The 17,832-nt window shown below is 59.7% G+C and carries 15 protein-coding genes; 10 read left to right on the top strand and 5 right to left on the bottom strand.

Features of this window, described 5'->3' with window-relative positions; all coding sequences use genetic code 11:
• Positions 1–309: 309 nt before the first annotated feature.
• Together AB4N33_RS22095 and AB4N33_RS22090 are read left to right on the top strand one after the other, a co-directional pair.
• On the top strand, positions 310–714 hold the full coding sequence (locus tag AB4N33_RS22095; protein ID WP_007896491.1) for an acyl-CoA thioesterase: 405 nt from the start codon (positions 310–312) through the stop codon (positions 712–714).
• A 56-nt stretch (positions 715–770) separates the two neighbouring features.
• Positions 771–1,670: a D-hexose-6-phosphate mutarotase gene (locus AB4N33_RS22090; protein WP_476458248.1), complete on the top strand. Its 900-nt coding sequence runs from the start codon at positions 771–773 to the stop codon at positions 1,668–1,670.
• A gap of 59 nt (positions 1,671–1,729) precedes the next feature.
• On the opposite strand, the gene AB4N33_RS22085 is transcribed toward AB4N33_RS22090, so the two are convergent.
• The 4 genes from AB4N33_RS22085 to purE all read right to left on the bottom strand — a co-directional run bounded on the left by AB4N33_RS22085 (position 1,730) and on the right by purE (position 4,291).
• Positions 1,730–2,266 (bottom strand): DUF3299 domain-containing protein, encoded by a 537-nt coding sequence (locus AB4N33_RS22085; RefSeq protein WP_476458247.1) that lies wholly within the window; start codon positions 2,264–2,266, stop codon positions 1,730–1,732.
• Between the two features lie 85 nt (positions 2,267–2,351).
• Complete coding sequence (locus AB4N33_RS22080; protein WP_368556199.1) at positions 2,352–2,597, bottom strand: GlsB/YeaQ/YmgE family stress response membrane protein; 246 nt, start codon at positions 2,595–2,597, stop codon at positions 2,352–2,354.
• A 108-nt stretch (positions 2,598–2,705) separates the two neighbouring features.
• Positions 2,706–3,788, bottom strand: coding sequence for a 5-(carboxyamino)imidazole ribonucleotide synthase (locus AB4N33_RS22075; protein ID WP_460119618.1), 1,083 nt, complete (start codon positions 3,786–3,788; stop codon positions 2,706–2,708).
• Between the two features lie 11 nt (positions 3,789–3,799).
• Entirely contained in the window at positions 3,800–4,291 is a 492-nt protein-coding gene (gene purE / locus AB4N33_RS22070) for a 5-(carboxyamino)imidazole ribonucleotide mutase (RefSeq protein ID WP_095194600.1), read from the bottom strand.
• A gap of 394 nt (positions 4,292–4,685) precedes the next feature.
• On the opposite strand from purE, the gene AB4N33_RS22065 reads away from it, so the two are divergent.
• Entirely contained in the window at positions 4,686–5,264 is a 579-nt protein-coding gene (locus tag AB4N33_RS22065) for a hypothetical protein (RefSeq protein WP_476458246.1), read from the top strand.
• A 49-nt stretch (positions 5,265–5,313) separates the two neighbouring features.
• Here AB4N33_RS22065 and AB4N33_RS22060 read toward each other — a convergent pair whose 3' ends face one another.
• Positions 5,314–6,219, bottom strand: coding sequence for a LysR substrate-binding domain-containing protein (locus AB4N33_RS22060; protein ID WP_460140640.1), 906 nt, complete (start codon positions 6,217–6,219; stop codon positions 5,314–5,316).
• A 180-nt stretch (positions 6,220–6,399) separates the two neighbouring features.
• On the opposite strand from AB4N33_RS22060, the gene aspA reads away from it, so the two are divergent.
• From aspA to AB4N33_RS22025, 7 genes are all read left to right on the top strand, one after another.
• On the top strand, positions 6,400–7,824 hold the full coding sequence (aspA, locus tag AB4N33_RS22055) for an aspartate ammonia-lyase (protein WP_460119614.1): 1,425 nt from the start codon (positions 6,400–6,402) through the stop codon (positions 7,822–7,824).
• 443 nt (positions 7,825–8,267) lie between these two features.
• Positions 8,268–9,716: an alanine/glycine:cation symporter family protein gene (locus AB4N33_RS22050; RefSeq protein ID WP_460119612.1), complete on the top strand. Its 1,449-nt coding sequence runs from the start codon at positions 8,268–8,270 to the stop codon at positions 9,714–9,716.
• A 78-nt stretch (positions 9,717–9,794) separates the two neighbouring features.
• Complete coding sequence (locus AB4N33_RS22045) at positions 9,795–10,799, top strand: asparaginase (RefSeq protein ID WP_460119610.1); 1,005 nt, start codon at positions 9,795–9,797, stop codon at positions 10,797–10,799.
• Between the two features lie 173 nt (positions 10,800–10,972).
• Complete coding sequence (locus AB4N33_RS22040) at positions 10,973–11,965, top strand: AraC family transcriptional regulator (RefSeq protein WP_460119608.1); 993 nt, start codon at positions 10,973–10,975, stop codon at positions 11,963–11,965.
• A 144-nt stretch (positions 11,966–12,109) separates the two neighbouring features.
• Entirely contained in the window at positions 12,110–13,138 is a 1,029-nt protein-coding gene (locus AB4N33_RS22035; protein ID WP_460119606.1) for a histone deacetylase family protein, read from the top strand.
• A 141-nt stretch (positions 13,139–13,279) separates the two neighbouring features.
• Positions 13,280–14,179: a hypothetical protein gene (locus AB4N33_RS22030; protein ID WP_476458245.1), complete on the top strand. Its 900-nt coding sequence runs from the start codon at positions 13,280–13,282 to the stop codon at positions 14,177–14,179.
• 86 nt (positions 14,180–14,265) lie between these two features.
• Positions 14,266–17,823 (top strand): dermonecrotic toxin domain-containing protein, encoded by a 3,558-nt coding sequence (locus tag AB4N33_RS22025; RefSeq protein WP_476458244.1) that lies wholly within the window; start codon positions 14,266–14,268, stop codon positions 17,821–17,823.
• Positions 17,824–17,832: the final 9 nt, after the last annotated feature.

Raw genomic sequence — 17,832 nt, 5'->3', positions numbered from 1 at the left:
TTGGGCAGGTCCGGCACGATAGCAAATTGTTCGAAAAAGCACATAGAGGCGCGTGTTTGACGGTCAAAATGAGAACCGGACGGTCGTCTCGGAGTCTATCGACCGATATACTCGGGGTCTTGCAACGGTTTTGAAGGGTTGCTGTGCGAAAACGCCTGTCGGGATTCAGGCGGTTTCGCAGAGTTTCCCTTTAGGCGCCTTACGAAAAACGTGACGAACAGGGTATGTTCGGGGCTGAATCGTTTTTCTTTAGACGGCTATTCACCTTGCAACACTTATGAAGAGTCACGGGTCAGAGGCACCCCCGGCATGATAGAGCTCGAACAAGAAGATCCGATCCCCCAGGGCGACCTGGCCTTGCAAATCACCGCGCTCCCACGTGAAACCAACGGTTTCGGCGATATTTTCGGCGGCTGGCTGGTCGCGCAGATGGACCTGGCCGGCACCGCTATGGCCAGCAAGGTTGCCGGCGGTCGAGTAGCCACCGTTGCGATCGATCGCATGGCGTTCCTGGTACCCGTCGCCGTGGGCGCGCAGTTGTCGTTTTATACCCAGGCGCTGGAAATTGGCCGCAGCTCCATCCAGATGATGGTCGAGGTCTGGAGCGACGACCCGCTGTCCAGCGAGTGGCGTAAAGTGACGGAAGCGGTGTTCGTGTTCGTTGCCATCGACGGCAGTGGCCGCACCCGTTCGGTTCCGCCACGGGCGCGTTAAACGCAGCCACTGTTTTGCGGTCCATTGCAGTCCTGTTCCCGATAGAGAGTGGTTCCATGAACACGCCCAACGTTGAAGCCGTGAAGCTCAATGAACTGAACTGCTGGCGTATTCGTCACGGTCAGGCCGAATTGCTGGTGGCCCAGCAAGGCGCGCACATCCTCAGTTATCAGTTGGCCGGCCAGCCGCCGCTGATCTGGCTGAACGATGAAGCGGTGTTCAAGACCGGCACCAACATCCGTGCTGGCGTGCCGGTGTGCTGGCCGTGGTTCGGTAATTTGGCGCGCAACCCGCAGAGCGTCCAGGCCATGCGCACCAGCAGCGAGCCGGCCACTGCCCACGGTTTTGTGCGGGCAACGGATTGGGAGCTGGCGGGTATCGAGACCGAAGGCGAAAGTCTGAAGGTGGAATTCGTCCTGCCCTACCCCGAAGGTGGCTTCGCCGAGTGGCCCCATCAGGTGGGCCTGACGCTGAGCATACGCCTGGACGAGCAACTGCACATCAGCCTGACCAGCCACAACCAGGGGACCGACACGGTGACCCTCAGCCAGGCGCTGCACACTTATTTCGCGGTCAGCGATGTGCGCAACGTGCACGTCGAAGGGCTTGATGGCTTGAGCTACATCGAAACGCTGGAAGACTGGAAAACCAAACCCCAGACCGGCGACCTGCATTTTGCCGGCGAGACCGACCGGATCTATCTCGATACCCCGCCGAAGCTGAGCATTGTCGACCCCACCTGGGAGCGGCGCATCGAGCTGACCAGCAGCGGGTCGCGCTCAGCGGTGATCTGGAACCCATGGGTCGCTCGCGCCGCGGCATTCAGCGACATGGCTGACGATGGCTGGCAGCGCATGCTGTGCATCGAGACGGCGAACGTGATGGATGACGTGGTGACGCTCAAGCCGGGGGCCATGCATACGCTGGGTGTGAGTATCGGTAGCAAGCCCCTCTGACACCGCATCGCGAGCAGGCTCGCTCCCACAATGATTTGAAGTGAGTCCTGCTGTCGCGCTTACAAATCCGACTCTTTCACCACCCGCACCTTCGCCGCATCCAGTGCGTAGGCCGCGTCGGCCAGGTCATTGTTGACCTTCTCGATCTTCAAGGTCCCCGTCACCCATAACGGGGTGTAGATGTCGTTAAGCTTCAAGCCCTGTGGATAACGCACCAGCACCAACTGGTTGGGCGGCGGTGGCGGCACGTGAATGCAGGCGCCCGGATACGGCACAAGGAAGAACAGTGTACTGCGGCCCTTGGCATCGGACTCCAGCGGCACCGGGTAACCGCCGATGCGAATGTGCTTGTCGTTCATCGACGGCACCGTCTTGGTCGAGTACATCACCGCCGCCAACCCCTTGGCCTGTTTCATGCCACCTTTCTGGTCAAAGGTGCCATTGGCTTCGGGGGAGTTGTGATCGATTTCGGGCATGGCCTCGAGGGCTTTCTGGTCGGACTTGGGCATCAGATCCAGCCAGTCGGTTTCCGGCAGTTCGCCGGCGTGGGCAAAGCCCGAGCCCAGTAAAACAAGAGTCAACAAAAGACGGCGCATGAAGGTGCTCGGCAAGGGGGACGATACGACGCCGAGCATTCTAGCCCTCTCCGCGCATTTGTCAGAGAGGGCTTTGTCGCTTGAATCAGTTCTTTTTGATCAGACCGTAGATCACCAGTAAAACGATGGCGCCAATCAGCGCGCCAATGAAACCGGCACCTTGGCCTGCCTGGTAGATGCCCAGGGCCTGGCCGCCGTAGGTGGCTGCCAACGAACCGCCAATACCGAGCAGGATGGTCATGATCCAGCCCATGCTGTCATCGCCCGGTTTCAGGAACCGGGCCAGCAGGCCGACGATCAAGCCGATAAAGATGGTTCCGATAATTCCCATGGCACTTCCCTCTGGTTTGGTAGATAGAAGCCTAGTCAGACTTTGGCATCCTGCCATGAGAGAACGGCGGGCCCGCAATGGTTCCGCCGTTGCCACGTGAAACTGGATTTACTCGGCGATCAGCGCTTCAACCTTGAGGATCTGCGCGGCCAGCGTCTCGCGATCGGCACACCGCAGGTTGGCGTGGCCGACTTTGCGCCCGGCCTTGAAGGCCTTGCCGTAGTGATGCAGATGGCAATCGGCGATGGCCAGGACCTTGTCCGCCTCAGGTACTTTGCCGATGAAATTGAGCATTGCGCTCTCGCCCACCTTGGCCGTCGAACCCAACGGCAGGCCGGCGACGGCCCGCAGATGGTTTTCGAACTGGCTGCATTGCGCGCCTTCGGTGGTCCAGTGCCCGGAATTGTGTACACGCGGCGCGATTTCGTTGGCTTTCAAGCCGCCGTCGACTTCAAAGAATTCGAAGGCCATTACGCCGACGTAATCCAGTTGCTTGAGCACGCGGCTGGAATAATCTTCTGCCAGGGCCTGCAACGGGTGATCGGTGCTGGCGACCGACAGCTTGAGGATGCCGCTGTCGTGAGTGTTGTGCACCAGTGGGTAGAACCTGGTCTCACCATCGCGAGCCCGCACGGCAATCAGCGACACTTCGCCGGTGAACGGCACGAAGCCTTCCAGCAGGCAGGCGACGCTGCCCAGTTCAGCAAAGGTACCGACCACGTCTTCAGGTGTGCGCAAGACTTTCTGACCCTTGCCGTCGTAACCCAGGGTGCGCGTTTTGAGCACGGCCGGTAGGCCGATGGTCGCCACGGCGGCGTCCAGGTCGGCTTGCGACTGGATGTCGGCGAACGCCGGGGTGGGGATCCCCAGGTCCTTGAACATGCTCTTCTCGAACCAGCGATCACGAGCAATGCGCAAGGCTTCGGCGCTCGGATAGACCGGGACGAATTGCGAGAGGAACGCCACGGTTTCAGCCGGTACGCTCTCGAATTCGAACGTCACCAGATCGACTTCATCGGCGAGCTGGCGCAGGTGGTCCTGATCGCCGTAATCGGCCCGCAGGTGTTCACCCAACGCGGCTGCACAAGCATCCGGCGCGGGGTCCAGGAAAGCGAAGTTCATGCCCAGCGGAGTGCCCGCCAGCGCCAACATGCGACCCAACTGGCCGCCACCGATTACACCGATCTTCATCGTCAACAACCTCAGGCGATACGTGGGTCTGGATTTTCCAGCACGCTGTCTGTCTGTTCGGCACGGAAGGTTTTCAAAACCTTGTGGAACTGCGGGTGCTTGGCGCCCAGGATACTTGCCGACAGCAGCGCGGCGTTGATCGCACCTGCCTTGCCGATGGCCAGGGTCGCCACTGGGATGCCCGCCGGCATTTGTACGATGGACAGCAGCGAGTCGACGCCCGAGAGCATGGCGGACTGCACCGGCACACCCAGCACCGGCAGGTGAGTCTTGGCCGCACACATGCCTGGCAGGTGCGCTGCGCCACCGGCACCGGCGATGATCACCTCGATGCCACGCGCCTCAGCCTCTTCGGCGTACTGGAACAGCAGGTCCGGGGTGCGGTGAGCAGAAACCACTTTCACCTCGTAGGGAATGCCGAGCTTTTCCAGCATATCGGCGGTGTGGCTAAGGGTGGACCAATCGGACTTGGAGCCCATGATCACGCCAACCAATGCACTCATCGTCGTGCCTCTTCTCTCTGGGCGCCCGCAGGCGCGTCAAAAACAACAAGCCACGCAAAATGCGTGGCTTGAATTGTACGAAAAATAGCCGAACGAGCCGGCCAAAGGCCGCGCAGTATACCGCAATACCGAAGATAAACAGCCCCTGTTTCGACCATCTGTCATCTGCCATGAAAGGGCCGATTATTGACTCGAAAGTCAGCGACCTGACTCTCAAGAAACACACAAGCGCTCGCTGATCAACTTCTGAAAAGTATCAACTAAGCAAAATGATGCGTGCCAGATCGGCAATAGTGAGAAATATACAACTTCTCGCTATATGCTTGCGTGAAGTTTAACTTAACCACCACAACAACAACCCCCCTCAACAACTGAACTAGACATAAATAAAAACATGACTAACAAAAACCCTATCGATATATTCGTCGTCATCCATGAGGATATAAACCCATCGACAAAACAACAGATGGCAGCGAGTTACTTTAGCCATCTACAGAAAGAGCTAGAAAGTTTCACCGATCGGAAGGTCAACATTTTCTATGGCACAGGCTCTCCCCACAACAAGTTTGACTACAAGGGAAGCAATGAAACGGAAATATTGCAACGCTGGGAAAAACTGGGTCTCCAGTGGCTGGAGTTTCGCAGCAAAGAAGGCTTCATAATCACTCAAACAAGCCTGGTGCTATTGTTCACCGCACACCCTATCAATGAAAACGTCTCAGGCGCCGCTTTGGTGGATTTGCGCAAAAATGGCGGTCGGTTTGCGATTGCATCGGCTGGCAGCAATTTGTATCCCGCTCATGAGATAGGTCATTTACTGGGCGCAAAACATGATGACTATGAAGTCAACTATGATGGCTGGTGGTGTGAAACTTACATGACTCCAAACCCCCATCTCTTACGGAGCAATTGTTACAAATACAGCCCGGCTAATCGAAACACCATTAAACACTACCTGGCGTCCATGGATTAAGGATTAAGCGGCAATATCCGCGTAACCTGATGCTGAACCTGAAGCACGACTAACTGGGGGTCGCCGCCCCTTCAAGTTTGCGCCACAACAAGCGCACATTGGCCTTGCGCACCAACGCGCAGCGGTACAGACGAATCTCCAGGGGCACATGCCATTGCGGGCCGCCGCAGATCACCAGTTCGCCGCGTGCCAATTCCGCTCGCACACTCAACTGCGGCACCCAGGCGATGCCCAGGCCTTCGAGCGCCATGCTTTTGAGGCTGTCGGCCATGGCAGTTTCGTAGACGGTCGTGAACCGCAAGGCGCGCTGGCGCAACAGCAGGTTCACCGAGCGCCCGAGAAACGCACCGGCGCTATAAGCCAGCAGCGGCACGCTGCCCTCGCCTTCCAGGTCGAACAGTGGCTTGCCGTCTGCATCCGCCGCGCAAACCGGCAGCATCTCGGTCTGGCCCAAGTGCAGCGAAGGGAAGATTTCCGGGTCCATTTGCATCGCCGCATCCGGGTCATAGAACGCCAGCATCAGGTCGCAACCCCCTTCTCGCAACGCATGCACCGCGTCGCCGACGTTGGTGGCGACCAGTCGCGTCGCGATGTTCAGACCTTCGTTACGCAGTTGCGCGATCCAGCGCGGGAAGAATCCCAGCGCCAGCGAGTGTGCGGCGGCGACTTGCATCACTTCGCCCTGCCCGCCTTCAAGGTGATGTAGATGGCGCAGCACTTCGCCGAGTTGCTCGACCACCGTTCGCGCAGTCACCAGAAACAATTGACCCGCCGCCGTCAGCTCGATGGGGGTGCGCGAACGGTTGACCAGTTGCAACCCCAGCGCCGCCTCAAGGCTGCGAATACGCCGGCTGAACGCCGGTTGCGTCACGAAGCGGCGCTCAGCCGCCTGGGAGAAGCTACGGGTAGCGGCCAGGGCACTGAAGTCTTCCAGCCATTTACTTTCCAGGTTCATTACGTCCTCCCGGACACGCACCAAATTGGGTCGCACGCTCGCCGCAAACACGGCGTCACACCAGCATTATGCCGAATATGCATAGGCCAGTGTTTAACAGCATTGGCCCTAAATTATCCACAAGCCTAGCATTTGCAGTGTTCCGGCACAGACCGGGTCCATATCGAGATGATTTCCGTCATGTCCTCCGCTGCATCATTCCGCACAGAAAAAGACCTGCTTGGCGTACTCGAAGTACCGGCTCAAGCGTATTACGGCATCCAGACCCTGCGAGCGGTGAATAACTTCCGTCTCTCCGGCGTTCCGATTTCGCATTACCCCAAGCTGGTGGTCGGCCTGGCCATGGTCAAGCAGGCTGCTGCTGACGCCAACCGCGAGCTGGGTCACCTGAGCGAAGCCAAGCACGCCGCCATCAGCGAAGCTTGTGCACGATTGATCCGCGGCGATTTCCACGAAGAGTTCGTGGTGGACATGATTCAAGGCGGCGCTGGCACTTCGACCAACATGAATGCCAACGAAGTCATCGCCAACATCGCGCTGGAGGCCATGGGTCACCAGAAAGGCGAATACCAATACCTGCACCCCAACAATGACGTGAACATGGCGCAGTCGACCAACGACGCCTACCCGACCGCGATCCGCCTGGGTCTGCTGCTGGGTCACGACACCCTGTTGGCCAGCCTCGACAGCCTGATCCAGTCGTTCGCCGCCAAGGGTCAAGAGTTCAGCCACGTCCTGAAGATGGGCCGTACCCAACTGCAAGACGCCGTGCCGATGACCCTCGGCCAGGAATTCCGTGCCTTCGCCACCACCCTGAGTGAAGACCTGGCACGCCTGAAGACGCTGGCGCCAGAACTGCTGACCGAAGTGAACCTGGGCGGCACCGCCATCGGCACCGGCATCAATGCCGACCCGCGTTACCAGGCCCTGGCCGTTCAGCGCCTGGCCACCATCAGCGGTCACCCGCTGGTACCGGCAGCCGACCTGATCGAAGCCACCTCTGACATGGGCGCCTTCGTGCTGTTCTCCGGCATGCTCAAGCGCACCGCAGTCAAGCTGTCGAAGATCTGCAACGACCTGCGCCTGCTCTCCAGCGGCCCGCGCACCGGCATCAACGAGATCAACCTGCCAGCGCGTCAACCTGGCAGCTCGATCATGCCCGGCAAGGTCAACCCGGTGATTCCGGAAGCCGTGAACCAGGTGGCCTTCCAGGTCATCGGTAACGACCTGGCCCTGACCATGGCAGCCGAAGGTGGTCAACTGCAACTGAACGTGATGGAGCCGCTGATCGCCTTCAAGATCCTCGACTCGATCCGCCTGCTGCAACGCGCCATGGACATGCTGCGCGAGCACTGCATCACCGGCATCACCGCCAACGAAGCGCGTTGCCGCGAGCTGGTCGAACACTCGATCGGCCTGGTCACCGCACTGAACCCGTACATCGGCTACGAAAACGCCACGCGCATCGCTCGCATCGCACTTGAAAGCGGCCGCGGCGTGTTGGAACTGGTGCGCGAGGAAGGCTTGCTCGACGACGCCATGCTCGACGACATCCTGCGTCCGGAAAACATGATTGCTCCGCGTCTGGTGCCTTTGAAGGCATGAGCCGACGCGTACTTGTAGCACCGCTCACCAGGTTGAGGGACTAGACACCTCTCACCTTTTGAGGGCCTGGAGGTCGCTCTCCAGGCCCTTTTTTTATCCGCTGCAAATGCACCACCAGTGGGAGCGGGCTCGCTCGCGAAGGCGGTGTGTCAGTGACACATGTATGAGCTGACACACCGCTTTCGCGAGCAAGCCCGCTCCCACCCAAAGCAAAACCGTGCAGACGGACACAACTGCGACCGGTATAGTGCCGCCCCTCTTCGCGGGGGCGGTCGTCGGTAGCGAGATCACAACCCAAGCGATACCCCTTACTTACAACAAACCCGCGAATTGGAACCGGAACGAAACCTTCGCACCACCAGCTCTGCCGCAAAAAAGCCGGTGTAACACGATGTTTCCACCCGACCAGCATTTGCTCACATAAAAACAGCGAGGAATAATCCATGCTCGAAGTCATCAACGACTTCCTCTCAGGGAAAGTACTGATCGTGCTCATTGTCGGGCTCGGTAGCTACTTCACGATCCGCTCGCGTTTCGTTCAACTGCGTCATTTCTTCCACATGTTCGCGGTGTTCCGCGACAGCCTCAAAAGCAGCGCTGGCCAGCTCAGCTCGTTCCAGGCCCTGATGCTCAGCCTCGCCGGCCGAGTGGGTGCGGGCAACATTGCCGGCGTTGGCATTGCCGTGACCCTGGGTGGCCCGGGTGCCGTGTTCTGGATGTGGGTGACCGCTCTGGTCGGCATGTCCAGCAGCTTCTTCGAATGCTCCCTCGGCCAGCTGTACAAACGCTGCGACTCCGAAGGCCAGTTCCGTGGCGGTCCGTCCTACTACATTGAGCACGGCCTGAAAAAGCGCTGGCTGGGCGCGATCATGGCGTTCCTGTTGCTGGTGACCTTCGGGTTTGCCTTCAACGGCCTGCAATCCCACGCCGTGACCCACTCGCTGAACAATGCGTTCGGTTTCGACACCACCTGGACCGGCCTGGCGCTGGCGGTGTTGCTGGGCCTGGTGTTCATCGGCGGGATCAAGCGTATCGCCAAAGTCGCTGACCTGCTGGTGCCGGTGAAAACCCTGGTGTACATCGGCGTGACCATCTACGTGATCGTGTTGCAATTCGACCACGTGCCGGCCATGCTGATGACCATCGTCAAGAGCGCATTCGGTCTGGACCAGGCCTTCGGCGGCCTGGTCGGCAGTGCGATCGTCATGGGCGTGAAGCGCGGCGTGTTCGCCAACGAAGCCGGCCTTGGCAGTGCGCCAAACGTGGCGGCCGTGGCCTCGGTTGAGCATCCGGTGGCACAAGGCGTGGTACAGGCGTTCAGCGTGTTCCTCGACACCTTCGTGATCTGCACCTGCACCGCGTTGCTGATCCTGCTCTCGGGCTTTTACACCCCGGGCTTCGAAGGCGACGGCATTGCCCTGACCCAGAACTCGCTGGCGGCTGTCGTCGGCGATTGGGGTCGGATGTTCATCTCGGTGGCACTGGCGCTGTTCGTGTTCACGTCGATTCTCTACAACTACTACCTGGGCGAGAACAATCTGCGCTTCTTGATTGGTGAAAACCGCAAGGCGTTGATCGGATACCGCGTCATGGTGTTGGCCCTGATCTTCTGGGGCGCCATCGAAAACCTCGGCACGGTGTTCGCATTCGCCGACATCACCATGACGCTGTTGGCGTTCGTGAACCTGATCGCGCTGTTCCTGCTGTTCAAGGTCGGCATGCGCATCCTGCGTGACTACGACGACCAGCGTGCAGCCGGGATCAAGACGCCGGTGTTCGATTCGAGCAAGTTCCCGGACCTGGACCTGGATCTGAACGCCTGGCCAGCCAACCCGCCAGCGGCCGGCAAGGCCGAAGCCGAGGCGCAAGGCGTACCCGCAGCGCAACGCTGATCGGTTAAAGTTCGAAACACCTGTAGGAGCGAGCTTGCTCGCTCCTACAAAGGACGTCATTGTTCTCGGAGCCGCTTCATGAATTCCTCGACCTACCCCGCCGCTCAGCACGTCATGGTGCTTTACACGGGTGGCACCATCGGCATGCAGGCCAGCGCCAACGGCCTGGCCCCGGCATCCGGTTTCGAAGCGCGGATGCGCGAGTATCTGCACAGCCAGCCTGAGCGGGTCGTACCGCAGTGGCGCTTTCGCGAGATGTCTCCGCTGATCGACAGCGCCAACATGTCCCCGACGTACTGGCAGCAACTGCGTGAGGCGGTGGTCGACGCAGTGGACGTGCAAGGTTGTGACAGCGTGCTGATCCTGCACGGCACCGACACCCTGGCCTACAGCGCGGCAGCCATGAGTTTTCAACTGCTGGGCATCAAGGCTCGCGTGTGCTTTACCGGTTCGATGCTGCCTGCCGGCGTGACCGACAGCGATGCCTGGGAAAACCTTGGCGGCGCGCTGGTTGCCCTAGGTCAAGGACTGGCGCCGGGCGTGCACCTGTACTTCCACGGCGAACTGCTGGACCCGACCCGATGCGCCAAGGTGCGCAGTTTTGGCCGGCATCCGTTCAAACGCCTGGACCGTCAGGGTGGCGGTGTGAAAGCCTCGACGCTGCCGGTCGCGCTGAATTACAACCAACCCAAACAACTGGCGAACGTTGCGGTGTTGCCGCTGTTTCCGGGCATTGGCGCCGAGCAACTGGACGGCGTGCTGCAAAGCGGCATCCAGGGCCTGGTGCTGGAGTGCTACGGCAGCGGCACGGGCCCCAGCGACAACCCGCAGTTTCTCGCCGCGCTGTCGCGGGCGCGCGACAACGATGTGGTCGTCGTTGCCGTAACGCAGTGCCATGAAGGGGGTGTGGAGCTGGATGTGTACGAAGCCGGCAGCCGCTTGCGCGGTGTGGGTGTGTTGTCGGGTGGTGGCATGACCCGCGAAGCGGCGTTCGGCAAGTTGCATGGTTTGCTGGGGACCGGGCTCGATGTGGCCGAAGTACGTCGGCTCATGGAACTCGACCTGTGCGGCGAGCTGAGCTGAGCTCCACCCCTTTGTAGGAGCGAGCATGCTCGCGATGGACGTTAACGATGACGCGGGATATCAGATATCCCGCGGTGCCCTTGCGTCCATCGCGAGCGTGCTCGCTCCTACAGGGGACCGCGTACGGCATATTCCTTGCTGTAATCCAGCCACACCCCAGGCTGGAAGCTCCCATGCTCCACTCCCACCTCACCACGCTCAACGCTGTTTCCCTGGTGCTCAACGCCTTCAAGGCCGACGGTTTGTCCAGCGAGGCGCTGTTGGCCGGCAGTGGTATCAGCACCGCAGACCTGAGTCGGGCGGACACGCGCATCACCACCAACCAGGAAATGCAGGTGTGTGCCAACGCGGTGGCGCTCAAACGCGACATCGGCCTGGAGCTGGGTCGGCGCATGCATGTTTCGTCCTACGGCATGCTCGGCTATGCGCTCCTCACCAGTGCCACCTTCGGTGACGCTTTACGTCTGGCGATGCGTTATCCGGCGCTGTTGGGAACACTTTTTGAACTGGGCCTGGAAGAAGATGGCGAACGCATCTGGTTCGTCGCCGGCGATTACCGCGAAAGCCCGGCCATGGCAGTGTTCAACGCGGAGTTTTGCATGGTGTCGTTGAAAGTCATCTGCGACGACCTGCTTGGGCATTCGCTGCCGCTGCTGGCGGCACGCTTCGAACACCCTGGGCCCGACTATCGGGCAACCTATGCCGAACACTTCGATTGCCCACTGAGTTTCGACGCCCCGAACAACGCTTTCGCCTTTGATAAGCGCTGGCTCGATCAACCCTTGCCGTTGGCCGATGTCATCACCCACCAGGCCATGGCCGAACGCTGCCGCAAACAGAACACCGAATTCACCGGGCGCCAGGCCTGGCTGGGGCGAATTCGCCAACTGCTCAGCGCTCAACTCAATGCGGCACCGGGCCTGGACGGTCTGGCCGGGCAGATGAAATGCTCCACGCGAACCCTGCGCAGGCATCTCAAGGACATGGGCTGCAGTTATCAGGAGTTGCTCGACGAGCTGCGTTTCGAACAGGCCAAGCAGATGCTGTGCGAGGACCAGATGCCGATCTACCGGATTGCCGAGGCGCTGGGTTTCAGCGAGACGGCGAGTTTTCGGCATGCGTTCGTGCGCTGGAGCGGTGTAGCACCGAGTCAGTTCAGACCCTGAATACTCACTGCCGCGCCAATAAGGGGCGAATTCCGGTCATAGGTTTTGGCCATATCAATCCCCTTTTGGCCTTTCCTGCCGTTCTCCAAAATCGCGGGTGCCGCAAGACTGTGAGCAACCGAATCAGCTTGCGGAGAACAACAAATGCTGACGATCTACTCCGATGATCACCACCTGCACCACGGCCGTTGCGAATTGATCGACGGGCAACTCAAGCCCTGTTTCGAAATGCCTTCGCGCGCCGACCATGTCCTGCAACGGGTGAACAACCAGAATTTGGGGCCGGTCGAAGCGCCCAAGGATTTCGGCCTCGACCCGATCGCCCGCGTCCACACTCGCGACTACCTCGACTTCTTCAAGGGTGCCTGGGCACGCTGGACCGAATTCAATACCGACGGCGACTTGCTGCCCTACACCTGGCCAGCGCGCACCCTGCGCGCGATCAAGCCGAAAAGCCTGCACGGCGAACTCGGGTATTACAGCTTCGACGGTGGCGCCCCGATCACCGCCGGGACTTGGCAAGCGGCCTATAGCGCCGCGCAAGTGGCATTGACCGCCCAGGCGGAGATCCAGCGCGGCGCCCGCAGCGCCTTCGCCCTGTGCCGCCCGCCGGGACATCACGCCGCCAGCGATGTCATGGGTGGCTATTGCTACCTCAACAACGCTGCCATTGCCGCCCAGGCCTTCCTCGATCAGGGCCACAAGAAAGTCGCGATCCTCGACGTCGACTATCACCACGGCAATGGCACCCAGTCGATTTTCTACGAGCGCAGTGACGTCCTGTTCACCTCGATCCACGGCCACCCGGAAGCCGAGTTTCCGTTTTTCCTTGGTTTTGACGATGAGTTGGGCGAAGGCGCGGGCGAAGGTTTCAACTTCAACTACCCACTGCCCGCCGGCAGCGGTTGGGACACCTGGAGCGCTGCGCTGGAACAGGCCTGCAAAGAGATCGAAAACTACGGCGCCGACATCATCGTCGTTTCACTGGGCGTCGATACGTTCAAGGACGATCCGATCTCGCAATTCAAGCTCGACAGCCCGGATTACCTGGCGATGGGCAAGCGAATCGCCGGTCTCGGCAAGCCCACGCTGTTCGTGATGGAAGGCGGTTATGCGGTCGAGGAAATCGGCATCAACGCCGTGAACGTACTCGAAGGTTTTGAAAGTTTCTAATCAGTCACCCGCCCCAAAGACCCGCACACTGCGGGTCTTTTTTTGCCCACGATATTTATCTACCGCCAGCCGGCGGCGTCCGCCCGATAACGTCTTCGACCCCAAAGCTGTGTCATCTGCAGCGGTCATCAGGAGACAACCATGTCCGAAACCACCTTCCAGAAAGAACTGGATTTACTGACCGAACTGATCACGGGACCCTTGATCACTGAAGTCGCCGCCAATGTGCTGCGGCCAGCGCTTGCCGCGTTGTACCCGCACTTGGAAATCAATCCGGCGCTCGCCACGGTCGTGAGTCCGACCTGGGTGATCACCACCGGACACGTGATCCCCGGAAAAAACACCTACGAATCCCTGACCAATGTGCTGATACGCCTGGGGTACACGCGGGGGTACGTGAATTACATCGACGGCGAACACTTTCTGACACTGCATCCGGGTGTCGAACCGATGGTTCAACTGGCCGTGAAGATCGATGCCATCGGCGGCCTGCTCAATTCGCTCGCACCGCTGTTGTTCAATGCATTTCAGCAACAACAGCTCGATTACTGGAACACGCTGATCCGCCCCTCAACGCCGCGATGGCATCAACTCTCGCTGTCGCTGCAAGGCATCTGGAACCGCGACCCGACCCTGGATTGGAACGAAGACGAAAAAGCCATGGCGCGTGCGGTGTTCAGCCAGCCGGATCGGGCAATACGACGGATGACCGACAAGTACCTGACCAAGGCGTGCCTGATCGACATTGACGTGGTGGCAGAACCAGGCACAACGGATAAGCACTCGTGGATTCTCGATGCGGCCGTTCTCGTTGGCACACTCGGCGGGCGGACGTACGTGATCACGCACTCGATCATCGAGGGATTCAAACGTTACGACTCTTTGGACGCATTGGGTAAAAGGCTGCCCACCCAGCAGAACATCCAGTGGCGACTGTATGAGCCCGACGGCCATTTTTTCATCATCAGGCCTGCGCACTCATTGCCCTGGAAGTCGACGCCATTGGCGACCTTAACCGCCCTGACAAGTCCTCGCCTGTGAACCCGTCATCGCCCTCGAATCCTCATCCCAGGAATTTCACGAGCGGCGACCAACCACCGTCCTCCTACTTCAGCAAAGTCGAAGCCTTGACGCCCAACTGGCTGAAACGTGCTTCACCGGCAGACCTCACCCGCTACAGCCGGCACTTGATGGACATTGCCAACTTGCGAGAAAAGGATGCGGGCAAGACCTTTCTTGACGACATTCCGGCATTGCGCGAATTCACCCTGCAACGGCTGCGCGAGCGGATCATCAAGGATCACCCCGATGCCTCGACGCTCAAGCTTGAGGACGTCGAATTCAGTATCACCAGCGTGGTGGTGATCGGGACCTTTGTCGTACCGACGAAGACCCAGACCCTGCGGCTCTCGCTGGTGGACCTGGCACTGCAAAATCTGGTCGGCCTACCGCTGGGGAACAAGGCTGTGCAGTACAAAAACCGCAACCCGACGCCAGGCTGGATGACCGCCGAGTATCTGGAGCAACTGGTCACTCAGGTGGACATTGGCCAGACCTATCCCGCCCTGATCAAGCGCAAGCTGCTCACCGACACGCAGGACACATCACGCAGGCAAGGCTTGTACAGTCGGCACCTGCGCATCCAGCTGCCGCTGCAAGCGCTGCAACGCAAGATCCGCGGCGAGGAAGGTCTCGACGAGCGCGGTTATCAATACCTGCTGGCGGTCATGCAGGAGGACCCCGCTCTGCGCTATGTCGACGGGCTGGAAATCATCATTCGGCCGTTGGCGTTCGTCACTGGCGACGATGCCGAGAGCTCGGCGGATACGGTCGCGAACATGTTTGTCATCGGGCCACGCTTGGCGACCAAGGGTCCGTGCCTGCTCTACCGACCGCTGCTTGAGCATCCGCTGTTGCAATATCCAGGCGAGGCGAACCTGCTGTATGCGATCAGACACAGCACAATACTGCGGCAATCCATCCTGGCCTGGCTGCCGGACGGCGTGCGTTTCAACTACTCGCAATACGTCTTTCCCGGCGAGCTGCCGGCGGTCTGGACCATTGGCCAATTGCTGGTGGAGCCCAACTCGTTACTCGGCAAGATGGCCAATGTGAGGTTCAGCACCACGGCAGTGGAGGGTGAACCGGTCGCCGCGTTATTCAAAGCCAACGCCGACGCGATCGTCACACTGGCGGATCGCCAATCGGTGTCCAACGCCGAGGCCCGCTGGACCACACTCAAGCACGGTGCGTGGATGATGTTCAGCATGGCGCTGCCGTTCCTCGGTCGCACAGTGAGTACGGCGGCGTGGATCTGGCAAATCATGGACGACTTGCAACAAGCCAACGACGCCTGGACGAACGACGACCACGAGGGGAGCTGGTCGGCCATGACGGATTTGCTACTGACCCTCGGCATGGTGCTCGCCCATCAGGCCGCCGCCCGGCAGAGATCCTCTGCAAAAGTGCTGGAGAAAACCATCGTGGAGCGTCCCGCCTCGCCCGCATTGCCTGCACCCAAGGCGAGCGTGATTCGCCTGCCGGATTGGCAAGCCAGCCTACCCCCCGCCGCCCACGAATCCTCGTTGCACGCGCTCGGCGCGCTGACCTCCAAGGGCCTGGGTGAAGTCCTCGATGGCCTGAGCATTGCCGAACCAGCCGACCTCAAGCCACCGGCGCTCGACCCCGGTGCCTACCAGTATCTGAGGGGGCTCAACCATCAGTGGTACGCCAAAGTCGGTCAGCGTTGGTTCGAAGTCGCGCTCAACGACAACGAAGACGTGCAGATCATCGACTCGCGCAAGACACCGGCGGCCAAAGGTCCGTTATTGATTCATTCAGCCAAGGGGGAGTGGTTTGTCGACATGCGTCTTCGGTTGCGTGGCGGTGGTCGTCGCCAGATGCTCATGCGCCAGAACGAGCAGCGCAAGACAGACTTGAGGCAGAAACTGGAAGCGTTCGACATTCGAAAACGTGAGCTGGAAGTGCAACTGCAAAAAGCTGAAAAAGCCTTCTCCAAATCCAGTCGCCAGGCGCTGGGCGAAACGCTGGATGCGCAGGTGGTGGAGTACGGCGCCTACATCCAACAGGTCAAGGACTTCAACGCACTTGAGCCACTGCAGAACTACCGACCGGTGCTGGTCAGTTGTCTGGATCAGCAATTATCGCTGACGCAAAAATGGTTCGCCCTGCAACACAACAGCTTCAGGGAAGCCATGCGCCAGTCCCTTGCACTGCTCGACCACGAAACATTCGAAAGCGATCGGACGCCTCGCCAGATCCATCAACTCACCAGTGACATGACGCAGGGCTTTATCGACAGAATCGAGTTCGCCCAGGCCCGAATTGATGAAATGACTCGACTGGGCAAGGACGCCAGCGAAATCGCCCGTGATTACTCAATGCACATGCCAGGGTTCAAAATGCAGGATCTGAAAATGTTCCAGATCAGCATTGCTCAAGAGCTGTGCCTCAACGATGCCGCACCGGGTGACTCGGCGTCGGCGCGACAAGCCATGGAGAGAGTTGTCGAAGACGTCTGCCTGACAATCCAGTCGTCCCTGGACCTCACCGCTGAAGGCGAGACTCTGCCATTGCTGGAGCGAATCGACGGTTTCAATGACCTGGTGGAGCAATTTTCCAACCTCGATCAGCGCATTGCCGATCTGGGACCCGAGTTTCCCGATGAACTCCTGGACGCTCCCCTTGACCTCATGCGCGAACGGGTCAAGGCCTTCAACGAACCCACCACGCAGCAATTGGCCCACCTGCTGATTGAACGCAGGCTACTCGAACCGACACCTGGACCGTCCCGGCCCGCACCACCGCATAGCCGCATCATCAAGACGCGCTTCAAGGGTACGGTGGTCGGCACCCCACGCCAGCGAGTGGCGGGCGAGGAAGCTGATCTGTTTGACGTGAAATCACCCCTGACCGGCCAGGTGATCGCGACCTTTCACGAGAAAACCCCGGGCAACTGGCTTGAGCATGTGCCTGCGCAAACGCCGTCGACGGCACGCCCCAACCTCGACCCCAGTATTCAGAAGGGTCAGATGCTGTTCGACCAGATGGCGTCCTTCAGCCGTCGAACCGAATCGCACGCCAACCAGGCAGGGCGCATTCCGGTGGAAATCGAGGACATGTTCAGTCAACAGGCCCGCCGAATGACAGAAGCGGCCGACGCCATCGAAAACGCCCTGACCGACCTGAACGCCACGGACGGCGGCCAGGTGTCAGCCGTCAACCTGGTCAAGCAGCTCAATGACGGCGCCGCCAGCCTGTACGAAAAGGGGCGTCAGTGCCGAATCAATATGATCAAAAAACAACCACCCACCGCCGCCCGGGTTCAATGGCTGCAGGATCAGGGCCTGGTGGACATTGTTCGGATTCCTGGGCGAACCCGGCTAAAGGGGCAACGAAAGGATTTTCTCGAGGAGTACGAAATCCGCGAGCGCGTAGCAGGCGACAGCAAGGGGGTGCTCTGGTATGCGCACTTTCATTACCCCAAGCCAGACACGCCGATTGATGGCTACACAGCAGCCCATCTGAAAACCGTTTCTCAACGCAAATTGGGCAGTGGGTTCGAAATGAAAACCGCACCGTCCAACAACGAACTGATCGAAATCTATCGCAGCGAAATCAGTCCGCAATTGGCCAAGGCGCTGTTCCTGCCCTCAAAAAACTGACCCATCCCC

Source organism: Pseudomonas sp. S1_E05, from assembly GCF_056337105.1.
Note: the sequence above shows the minus strand (reverse complement) of the source record. Positions and strands in the feature narration are given on the sequence as shown.

Bases quoted from the DNA above. Each gene is read 5' to 3' on its own strand.
- AB4N33_RS22090 (WP_476458248.1), top strand. From the start codon at position 771: ATGAACACGCCCAACGTTGAAGCCGTGAAGCTCAATGAACTGAACTGC.
- AB4N33_RS22030 (WP_476458245.1), top strand. From the start codon at position 13,280: ATGTCCGAAACCACCTTCCAGAAAGAACTGGATTTACTGACCGAACTG.
- AB4N33_RS22060 (WP_460140640.1), bottom strand. From the start codon at position 6,219: ATGAACCTGGAAAGTAAATGGCTGGAAGACTTCAGTGCCCTGGCCGCT.
- AB4N33_RS22050 (WP_460119612.1), top strand. From the start codon at position 8,268: ATGCTCGAAGTCATCAACGACTTCCTCTCAGGGAAAGTACTGATCGTG.
- purE (WP_095194600.1), bottom strand. From the start codon at position 4,291: ATGAGTGCATTGGTTGGCGTGATCATGGGCTCCAAGTCCGATTGGTCC.
- AB4N33_RS22040 (WP_460119608.1), top strand. From the start codon at position 10,973: ATGCTCCACTCCCACCTCACCACGCTCAACGCTGTTTCCCTGGTGCTC.
- AB4N33_RS22085 (WP_476458247.1), bottom strand. From the start codon at position 2,266: ATGCGCCGTCTTTTGTTGACTCTTGTTTTACTGGGCTCGGGCTTTGCC.
- AB4N33_RS22075 (WP_460119618.1), bottom strand. From the start codon at position 3,788: ATGAAGATCGGTGTAATCGGTGGCGGCCAGTTGGGTCGCATGTTGGCG.
- AB4N33_RS22045 (WP_460119610.1), top strand. From the start codon at position 9,795: ATGAATTCCTCGACCTACCCCGCCGCTCAGCACGTCATGGTGCTTTAC.
- AB4N33_RS22080 (WP_368556199.1), bottom strand. From the start codon at position 2,597: ATGGGAATTATCGGAACCATCTTTATCGGCTTGATCGTCGGCCTGCTG.
- AB4N33_RS22035 (WP_460119606.1), top strand. From the start codon at position 12,110: ATGCTGACGATCTACTCCGATGATCACCACCTGCACCACGGCCGTTGC.
- AB4N33_RS22065 (WP_476458246.1), top strand. From the start codon at position 4,686: ATGACTAACAAAAACCCTATCGATATATTCGTCGTCATCCATGAGGAT.
- AB4N33_RS22095 (WP_007896491.1), top strand. From the start codon at position 310: ATGATAGAGCTCGAACAAGAAGATCCGATCCCCCAGGGCGACCTGGCC.
- aspA (WP_460119614.1), top strand. From the start codon at position 6,400: ATGTCCTCCGCTGCATCATTCCGCACAGAAAAAGACCTGCTTGGCGTA.